The organism is Oleiphilus sp. HI0079 (assembly GCF_001635105.1).
Genome location: NZ_LWFT01000924.1, coordinates 1 through 1,049, shown reverse-complemented (window position 1 = coordinate 1,049; position 1,049 = coordinate 1). Strand labels below are relative to the sequence as shown.

Here is a 1,049-nt window from a genome sequence, read left to right as displayed (position 1 = left end):
ATCTCACCTGACTCTACCAAGAAGTCTTGTAAGATCTCCTCATCTGCCTCAAAGCTCATTCACTAACCCCTCAATTTATTTCTAGAAACCCAAGCTCGACAATAAATCGTCTACATCATCCTGACCGCTAACAACATCTGCACGCTCTTCTTTATTCATCTGCGGGCCTTCGCCATCCATGTTTGTCCCGACAGATTCAATGTCGTGGACAGTACCGGTGATGGTGTCAACTTTGCCTGCCATACTTACTAAGTTAACGAGGTTTTCTTCAACTTCTTTAACCAAACCTGTAACTCGATTAATTACTTGGCCCGTCAAATCCTGAAAATCCTGTGCTAATAAGATAGCTGAAAGATTCTGATACACCTTATCGGAGTCGTTCGTAAGCTGTTCCAAAAAACCATCCATCCGACCGGAAAGGTCACGAAACTCACTTGGTGTCATCTCTTTTCGGCGAAGCTTTTCCCACTCTGACTTGAGCTGCTTAGCTTCTGTATTCATGTGCGATGCATAGGGCATTGTGTCTTCGACAAGATCCATCGTCTTGTTGGCCGCGTTGCTTGTCATATCGACCACATACGCTAGACGATCCGACGCATCATTAATTTTGGAGAGTTCTTCCTGGCTTTGCGCATCACCGCAATCGATCTGGAAGTTGCGAATAGACTCGTACAAGCTTCGCGTTAAACGGCCGACTTCAACGTAGAGCGTTTTATCGCGAGTCTGATTAATATCGGAAATCACAGCCAACGCAGAAGATATATCTCCCCCGTCTACCGCCTCTTTCAGTTTGTTAGCCTGTTCTTTTAGGAGAAGTTCAAAACCATCGACATCTTCAATATTGCTCGACGCTCCTGAGGTAGAAGTTTGTTCAGTCATAAGCACTCTTTTAGGCGTCGATACGCTCAAAAATCTTTTCGATTTTCTCTTTAAGCACGGCAGCGGTGAATGGTTTTACAACATAACCATTTACGCCTGCTTGCGCGGCAGCAACAATCTGATCGCGTTTTGCTTCAGCCGTCACCATGAGAACTGGGAGTGTTTTAAGG

At 45.2% G+C, this 1,049-nt stretch carries 2 protein-coding genes; both read right to left on the bottom strand.

The features are described 5' to 3' along the window. Positions 1-81: 81 nt before the first annotated feature. Positions 82-879: a protein phosphatase CheZ gene (locus A3750_RS17030; protein ID WP_082873215.1), complete on the bottom strand. Its 798-nt coding sequence runs from the start codon at positions 877-879 to the stop codon at positions 82-84. Positions 880-889: 10 nt separating this feature from the next. Beyond that, positions 890-1,049: response regulator (locus A3750_RS17025; protein WP_156498676.1), on the bottom strand; the 160-nt coding region annotated here is incomplete at its 5' end.

Coding starts and splice junctions, on each gene's coding strand:
- A3750_RS17030 (WP_082873215.1), bottom strand. CDS start 879: ATGACTGAACAAACTTCTACCTCAGGAGCGTCGAGCAATATTGAAGAT.